This window comes from Actinomadura sp. GC306, from assembly GCF_004348665.1.
Taxonomy (GTDB): Bacteria; Actinomycetota; Actinomycetes; order Streptosporangiales; family Streptosporangiaceae; genus Spirillospora.
On record NZ_SMKM01000328.1, the window covers coordinates 1 to 6,781 of the forward strand.

A 6,781-nucleotide genomic window follows, 5' to 3' on the forward strand; every position below is an offset into this window, starting at 1 on the left:
GGCATGGGGCTCCTCCGCGGGTATGCGCTGTAACTTCGACGTCGGTGTCGATACGCCTGGCCAACCACCTTATTGCAGACCAGTGGTGTTGACCAGCTCGGCTCAATCTTATAATTTCGACGTCTATGTCAAATAATTCGGGCGGGGCGGTGCCGACGGGCAGCGGGCACCTGCTGGCCGAGCGGGCCGGCGGCGTGCTGACGCTCACGCTCAACCGCCCCCGGTCCCGCAACGCGTTCTCGCGGGAGATGCTGGAGGCCCTGGCCGCGATGCTGGACTTCGCCGCCGCGGCGGACGACGTCCGGGCCGTGGTGCTCGCCGGATCGGGCGGCACCTTCTGCGCCGGGGGCGACCTCGCGATGCTCGCGGCGGGGGAGAGCATCTTCGGCCCGGCGGACGCGCCGGACGTGCGGCTGGCGGCCCAGCGGGCGCTCCAGCGCGCCACCGTCGTCCGCCTCCGCGACCTCGGCAAGCCGTCGGTCGCGCTGATCGAGGGGGCGGCGGTCGGGGCGGGCCTCGGCCTCGCCCTCGCCTGCGACCTGCGCTACGCGGGGACGTCCGCGACGCTGCGCACGGGCTTCGGCCGGCTCGGCCTGGCGGGCGACTTCGGCTGCACCTGGTCGCTGAACCGGCTGGCCGGCCCCTCCCGCGCGCTCGAACTGCTGTACCTGTCCCCGGCGCTGACGGCCGCCCGCGCGCAGGAACTCGGCCTCGTCACCGAGGCGGTCCCCGACGAGCGGCTGCGCGAGCACGTCACGGCCGTCGCCGCCCGGCTGGCCGCCGTCTCCCCGGACGCCGTCCGGGCGATGCGGAGCCATGTCGACCGGGCCGCCGCCCACGACTTCGCCGCCTGCGCGGACGCGGAGGCGGAGTGGCACGTCCGGCTGCTGGAGTCCGACGCCCACCGCGCCGCCGTCCGCGCACTCTCGCAGGCCCGCGCCGCGCGCACTTCCCCCACCACCGAGAACCCGGGAGCCAAGGAATCATGACGAAGCTGGACGGCCGCGTAGCGCTGGTGACGGGCGCGGCCCGCGGGATCGGGGCGGAGATCGCCCGCACGTACGCGCGCGCCGGCGCCAAGGTCGGCGTCCTCGACCTCAAGGAGGAGCTGACCCGGGACACGGTGTCCGCCATCGAGGCCGAGGGCGGGCGCGCCATCGGCCTCGGCGCGGACGTCTCCGACGCCGGGCAGGTCCGGCAGGCCGTGGAGCGGCTCGCCCAGGAGTTCGGCGGGCCGGACATCGCCGTCAACAACGCCGGGGTGACCCGCGACAACCTGCTGTTCAAGATGACCCAGGACGACTGGGACACCGTGATGAACGTCCACCTCCGCGGCATGTTCCTGGTGACCGCGGAGGCCCAGCGCCACATGGTGCGGCAGCGGTACGGGCGCATCATCAACATCTCCTCGACCTCGGCGCTCGGCAACCGCGGCCAGGCGAACTACTCCGCGGCCAAGGCGGGCGTCCAGGGGTTCACCCGGACGACCGCCATCGAGCTCGGGCCGTTCGGGATCACCGTCAACTCCATCGGCCCCGGCTTCGTCGACACCGAGATGACCCGGGCGACGGCCGAGCGGCTCGGCGTGCCGGCGGAGCAGCGCCTGGCCGAGGTCGCGGCGGGGCTGCCCGTCCGGCGCGCCGGGCGGCCGGCCGACATCGCGAACGCCGCGCTGTTCCTCGCCGCGGAGGAGTCCGGGTTCGTCACCGGCCAGGTGCTCTACGTCGACGGCGGGCGCTCGGTGCGCTGACGCCCCGAGACCCGAACGAAGGGATTTCCATGACCCACGACCTTTCCCCGGACGCCGCGGCTGCCCCGGACGGCGAGGACACGCTCACCGACGAGGAGGTGCGCGCGGCCGTCCGGGAGGTGGCCGGCCGGTTCGACGACGCCTACTGGGCCGAGGCCGACCAGGAGGCCAGGTTCCCCTGGGAGTTCTACGACGCCTTCGCCAAGGCCGGATGGCTCGGCATCGCGATCCCGCGCGAGTACGGCGGCGCCGGTATGGGCGTCTCGGCGGCCGCGTCGATGATGTACGAGATCGCCGCGTCCGGGGCCGGGATGAACGGCTGCAGCCCGTTCCACCTCACGATCTTCGGCCTCAACCTGGTGGCCAAGCACGGCGGCGACCGGCTGTGCCGCGAGCTGCTGCCCGCCGCCGCGACCGGCGAGCTGCACGTCTGCTTCGCCATCACCGAACCCGACGCGGGCTCCGACACCGGCCGCATCCGCACCTTCGCCCGGCGGGACGGCGCCGACTACGTGATCAACGGGCGGAAGGTCTGGATCACCAAGGCGGCGCAGTCGCAGAAGGCGGTGCTGCTCGCGCGCACCGCCGAGCCCCGCGAGGGCAGGAGCCGCACGGACGGGCTCTCGATGTTCGTGGTCGACCTGACCGGCGGCGGCGTCGAGATGCGCGCGATCCCGAAGATGGGCCGCAACGCGGTCTCCTCCTACGAGCTGTTCCTGGACGACTTCCGCGTCCCCGGATCGGCCCTCGTCGGGGAGGAGGGGCGCGGGTTCACCTACCTGCTGGACGGCATCAACCCCGAGCGGATCCTGCTCGCCCACGAGGCGCTCGGCATCGGCCGCGCCGCGCTGGACCGGGCGGTGCGGTACGCCCGGGAGCGGATCGTGTTCGAGCGCCCCATCGGGCAGAACCAGGGCATCGCCTTCCCTCTCGCCGAGGCGTCGATGCGCCTGGACGCCGCGGAACTCGCCGCGCGGCACGCCGCCGCCCGCTACGACGCGGGCGAGCCGTGCGGGAAGGAGGCCAACACGGCCAAGTTCCTCTGCGCCGACGCCGGGTTCGCCGCGGCCGACGCCGCCGTCCAGACGCACGGCGGGTTCGGGTACGCCCGCGAGTACCACGTCGAGCGCTACTTCCGGGAGTCCCGCCTCATGCGGATCGCCCCGGTCAGCCAGGAGATGGTGCTCAACTACATCGGCCAGCACGTCCTCGGTCTGCCGAAGTCGTACTGAGCCGAAGCCGTACTGAGGCCGCGACCGAGCGGCAGCGGAGGAACGCACGTCATGCGCATCGCCATTCATTCGGGTCTCACCATGCGGGGAAGCGTCCAGGGGGTCGTCGACCAGGTGCGCCGGACCGCCGAGCACGGCTTCGCCGGCTACTGGGCGCCGATGCTCACCGGGCACGACACGCTCACGGCCTTCGCCGTCGCCGGGCGCGAGGTGCCCGGGGTCGAGCTGGGGACGGCCGTCGTGCCGATGCCGCTGCGCCCGCCCTACGCCCTCGCCCAGCAGGTGGCGACCGTCCAGGAGGTGCTCGGGGGGCGGCTGGCGCTCGGGATCGGCCCGTCCCACGAGGTCCTCGTCCGGGACGCGTTCGGGCTGGAATGGTCGCCGCCGATCGCGGCGACCCGCCGCTACGTGGGGGAGTTGACGGACGTCATGGCCGGGCGGGACGGCCGCCGGGTCGCCGTGGGCGGCGATCCGCCGCCGGTCCTGCTGGGCGCGGTGAACCCGGCGATGGCCCGGCTGGCCGCGGAGGTGGCCGCCGGGGTCGTGACCTGGGCCGCGGGGCCGCGCACGATCACCGAGGTGATCCGGCCGGCGCTGCGCGACCGCCCCGCGGACTCCCCGTTCCGCATCGTGGCCGCCCTGCCGGTGTGCGTGACCGAGGACGCCGCGGAGGCGCGGCGGTTCATCCACCGCGTCCTCGGTGCCAACGACGCCCTTCCGTCCTACCGGAAGGTGCTGGCCCGGGAGGGCGTGGACGGGGTGGCGCGGCTGGCGATCGTGGGGTCGCCGGACGAGGTGGCGCGGCGCATCGACGCGTTCGCCGAGAGCGGCGCGACGGACTTCGCCGCGCACCCGCTCGCCGAGAGCGACGTCGATGATGAACGCACGTGGGAGTTCCTCGCCGCGTACGCGAAGGGCCGCTGACCAGCGGTTCGAAGCGCCCTCGGCGCGTTGGTCCGCTCCTGGCCGAAGTGGGGCAGGAGCGGCATATCATCGACGTCAAAGTCCATAGCAGTCGGCGCACGCGCAGCCGGGAGGGACGGCCTGCGCCGCTCCGCCCCTGCCTAGCGTGGTAACGCGGCCGCGCTACCGCGTTACCCCTGGTGGTCCAGGGTCATCCGCGCGACCCCTCCGGCGGCCTTCGCCCCTGGGGCGGGCTCATCGGCCCGCCCCAGGGGCTTCGGCGGCTCAGCGGTAGTCGCCGCCGGCCAGGTAGCGCTGCAGCCGTGGCGCGCTCGCCTCCCGCGACACCAATTCGATTCTGACGTCAAGATCAGGCAAATGGTGGTAGCAGCCGCCGGCGCGCCGCCCGGACCCGTCGAGGAGGGCCGCCTGCCAGGCGCAGCCGCGTTCCTCCAGGTCGGCGGACTCGCCCGCGACGTCGTCGCTCCACATGCCCAGGTGGTGCAGGCCCGTCCGTTCCCAAACGCTGCCGGGGACCTGCACGAGCAACTCGATGTAAGGCGGACCCTCCAGAGAGAGAACGAATGTCTGGTCGTACGTCTGCGTGCCCGAGGGTGATGCGAACTCGGCGGGGAACCGCTGCACGCGGCCCCATGTCACCCCCGCGGCCGCGCTGAACTGGGCCATCGCCGGCTCCAGGGCCGGGACGACGATGCCGACGTGGTAGATCCGCGTAGCGCCCACAAAGTTCTCCCAAGTATTGACCTCGACGTCAGAACATACTTTGATGTTAACCGTCAGGGCCGGTGCGCGGAAGCCGCCGGCCGCCAGGACCCGACCACTGAAGGCGATACGGTGACCCGAAGCTCTGCTACCGAAGGCTGGGGCATCCGGACGGTTCCCGCCGGGCTCGCACAGCGCTACCGCGACGAAGGCTGGTGGACCGACGAGTCCCTCGGCTCGATGGTGGCCGCGGGGCTGAGCCGCGCCCCGGGCTCGCCCTTCGTCGTGGGCTCCAAGACGCGTCCCTACACCGGCACCCTCGCCGACGTGGACCGCGCGGCGCGCTCGCTCGCCGGGGCCCTCCAGAGCCGCGGCATCGGACCCGGCTCGGTCATCGTCGTGCAGCTGCCCAACTGGGCCGAGGCCGCGATCACCTTCTACGCCGCCGCCTACCTCGGCGCGATCGTCGTCCCGGTGGTGCACTTCTACGGGCCGAAGGAGGTCGGCTACATCCTGGACGACACCCGCCCCGCGGTGGTCGTCACGCCCGACCGGTTCGGCCGCACCGACCACCTCCAGCAGTACGAGCGGCTCCTGGGGGAGCGCGACACCGACCCGCTCTGGCTGGTCGTGAGCGACCGCCCCGAGGGAGAACTGCCGCGCGCCGCCACGCCCTTCCAGCGGCTGCTGGACGGCGACCCGCTCACCGAGCCGCTGCCGGTCGACCCCGGCGACCCGGTGATCGTGGGCTTCACCTCCGGCACGACGCTCAACCCCAAGGGCGTGATCCACAGCCATCGGACGATCGGCTGGGAGGCGCGCCAGTGCGACCGCTTCTACGGCAAGGGCGGGCCCCCGCAGATCGTCGGCACCCCCGTCGGCCACTTCATGGGGATGATCAACGCCTTCCTGCTGCCGCTGCTGCGCGGGGAGCCGGTGCACCTCATCGACGTGTGGGACCCGGCCGAGGTGCTGCGGATGATGGCCGAGCGGAACCTCGGCATCGCCGGCGGCCCCACCTACTTCCTGACCAGCCTCCTCGACCACCCCGACTTCACCCCCGAGCACCTGGCGCTCATCCCCTACATGGGCCTCGGCGGCGCGATGGTGCCCGAGGCGTTCACCGAGCGGGCCACGAAGGAGGGCATCGCCGTCTTCCGGTCGTACGGGAGCACCGAGCACCCGTCCATCACGGCGAGCCTCCTGGACGAGCCCGCCGACAAGCGCCTGCGCACCGACGGCCGGGCGCTGCCCGGCGCCGAGGCCCGGCTGGACGAGGACGGCCAGATCCTCTCGCGCGGCGCCGACTGCTGCATCGGCTACACGGACCCCGCGCTGACCGCCCGCGCCTTCGACGCCGATGGCTGGTACCGCACCGGTGACATGGGCGTCTTCGACGCCGACGGCTACCTCACCATCACCGACCGGGTGGCCGACGTCATCATCCGCGGCGGCGAGAACATCAGCGCCCAGGAGATCGAGTCGCTGCTCCTCAAGATGGAGCAGGTGGCCGAGGTCAGCGTGGTCGCCGAGCCCGACGCGCGGCTCGGCGAGCACGCCACCGCGGTGATCCGCACGCACGACGCGGCCGGCCCGGTCGGGCTGGACGACGTCCGCGCGCACCTCGCCGCGGCCGGGCTCGCCCGGCAGAAGTGGCCCGAGTCGGTGCACCTCGTCGCGGACTTCCCGCGCACCGCCACCGGCAAGATCCAGAAGTTCCGGCTGCGCCAGCAGATCCGCGACGGCGCCCTGCAGGACGCGCGATGAAGGGAGAGGCCGTGGAGCCGTCGGGCTACGCCGACTGGCCGGACTACCGCGTGGACGTCCACCGCAAACGCAACCTCGTCCGCGTGACGCACGACGGCGTGACCCTCGCCGAGACGACCGCCGCCCTCCTGGTGGACGAGCAGGACCACGGCATCGCCTTCTACATCCCCCGGGCCGACGTGCGCTTCGAGCACCTCGCCCCCTCCGACACCACCTCGCGCTGCCCCTTCAAGGGCCGCGCGAAGTACTGGCGGCCACGGGAGGACCCCGACCCCATCGCGTGGGAGTACCCGGAGCCGTACACCGAGGTCGCGATCCTGCGCGACCACATCGCCTTCTACCAGGACCGGGCCGTCGTCCAGATCGGCACCGCGAACCCCGTCAGATCCCACCCCGCCTTCAACCC

At 73.0% G+C, this 6,781-nt stretch carries 7 protein-coding genes; 6 read left to right on the top strand and 1 reads right to left on the bottom strand.

Features of this window, described 5'->3' with window-relative positions; all coding sequences use genetic code 11:
* The first annotated feature begins 125 nt into the window (after nt 1–125).
* From E1200_RS29620 to E1200_RS29635, 4 genes are read left to right on the top strand one after another with little or no spacing between them, the layout of a single operon-like run.
* Nucleotides 126–989: an enoyl-CoA hydratase-related protein gene (locus E1200_RS29620; RefSeq protein ID WP_131955380.1), complete on the top strand. Its 864-nt coding sequence runs from the start codon at nt 126–128 to the stop codon at nt 987–989.
* Nucleotides 986–1,750: a 3-oxoacyl-ACP reductase FabG gene (gene fabG, locus E1200_RS29625; protein WP_131955381.1), complete on the top strand. Its 765-nt coding sequence runs from the start codon at nt 986–988 to the stop codon at nt 1,748–1,750. The genes E1200_RS29620 and fabG overlap by 4 nt, the downstream gene beginning before the upstream one ends.
* 29 nt (nt 1,751–1,779) lie before the next feature.
* Nucleotides 1,780–2,982 (top strand): acyl-CoA dehydrogenase family protein, encoded by a 1,203-nt coding sequence (locus E1200_RS29630; protein WP_131955382.1) that lies wholly within the window; start codon nt 1,780–1,782, stop codon nt 2,980–2,982.
* Between the two features lie 51 nt (nt 2,983–3,033).
* Nucleotides 3,034–3,906 carry an LLM class flavin-dependent oxidoreductase gene (locus E1200_RS29635; RefSeq protein ID WP_131955383.1) on the top strand — a complete coding sequence of 291 codons (873 nt, stop codon included), beginning with the start codon at nt 3,034–3,036 and terminating at the stop codon, nt 3,904–3,906.
* A gap of 264 nt (nt 3,907–4,170) precedes the next feature.
* Here the strand turns inward: E1200_RS29635 and E1200_RS29640 are convergent, their stop codons facing one another.
* Complete coding sequence (locus E1200_RS29640) at nt 4,171–4,629, bottom strand: VOC family protein (RefSeq protein WP_131955384.1); 459 nt, start codon at nt 4,627–4,629, stop codon at nt 4,171–4,173.
* Between the two features lie 111 nt (nt 4,630–4,740).
* On the opposite strand from E1200_RS29640, the gene E1200_RS29645 reads away from it, so the two are divergent.
* Nucleotides 4,741–6,375 carry an AMP-binding protein gene (locus E1200_RS29645; protein ID WP_207933612.1) on the top strand — a complete coding sequence of 545 codons (1,635 nt, stop codon included), beginning with the start codon at nt 4,741–4,743 and terminating at the stop codon, nt 6,373–6,375.
* Nucleotides 6,372–6,781: DUF427 domain-containing protein (locus E1200_RS29650; RefSeq protein ID WP_131955385.1), on the top strand; the 410-nt coding region annotated here is incomplete at its 3' end. The genes E1200_RS29645 and E1200_RS29650, both read left to right, overlap by 4 nt.